This is a genomic window from Mesorhizobium abyssinicae, from assembly GCF_049887195.1.
GTDB classification, from domain to species: Bacteria; Pseudomonadota; Alphaproteobacteria; order Rhizobiales; family Rhizobiaceae; genus Mesorhizobium; species Mesorhizobium abyssinicae.
This window is the reverse complement of sequence record NZ_JARAKC010000105.1, coordinates 1-728: the sequence shown is the minus strand read 5'-3', so window position 1 is coordinate 728 and position 728 is coordinate 1. Positions and strand designations below refer to the sequence as shown.

Below are 728 nucleotides of genomic sequence, written 5' to 3'. Positions count from 1 at the left end.
GTCTACAACCGCCGACGGCTTCACTCAGCACTCGGCTATCTCAGTCCAATGCAATTCGAGGATCAACACACCCGGCAGACGGTCAAATCAGCGGCCTGACTCTGTCCGGCACCAGGGGCCCACTCCACGCCCAGTTCGAGTGATGCGCGGAGTTGGCAGGGGGAAGCGCGCCGTCAGGGTCTCGAACTCGGACCAGCCCATACGCCGGCTTTTCTGGCTGCACCGTCTCAGACACCGTAGCCATATTCCGTGCATCTGCCGATGGAATCCGTTGAGCGCTGGGTAGTTGTGCGGCCTGCCGTAGTAGCGATGGAGTGATGTCGCTGTCGTTGGCCACAACGGGCAGATCCGGATCTTGTTTCCCTTGCCATGAAGCCGCACAGATGGCGACGTACCCAGCTGCAGATTGCCGATCGTCAATTTTGCTGCCTCGTTGGCAAGTGCACCACTGTTGTACAGAAATAGCAGCAGGGCATGGTCGCGCACCCCGAGACTCGTATGCCTGTCGGGTTGGTCGAGAAGGGCATCCATCTCAGCCTTTTCGAGATACCGATCACGGCTTTCCTCGTGTTCTTAGAGTCCTCTCTGATTGGGGTTGTTTTGGTCAAGATGCTCCTGCACCTTTTTCTGGACCGTTCCGTGGGTCACTCGCTTCTCTTCGCGGTCAGCGCTTGGGCCGCCGCATGATGGGGTCAGGAGAGCGAGGCGTCTCAATCTGTTTCACGACC

The 728-nt window shown here is 58.7% G+C and carries 2 protein-coding genes; one reads left to right on the top strand and one right to left on the bottom strand.

Annotation, left to right across the window (positions count from 1 at the left end; all coding sequences use genetic code 11):
• Positions 1 to 99, top strand: a 99-nt coding sequence (locus PU724_RS33835; RefSeq protein ID WP_426213825.1) for an IS3 family transposase, incomplete at its 5' end; no start/stop codon positions are given.
• On the opposite strand, the gene PU724_RS33830 is transcribed toward PU724_RS33835, so the two are convergent.
• Positions 88 to 531: a site-specific integrase gene (locus PU724_RS33830; protein WP_426213838.1), complete on the bottom strand. Its 444-nt coding sequence runs from the start codon at positions 529 to 531 to the stop codon at positions 88 to 90. The two genes, PU724_RS33835 and PU724_RS33830, sit on opposite strands and share 12 nt — an antisense overlap.
• Between the last annotated feature and the right edge of the window lie 197 nt (positions 532 to 728).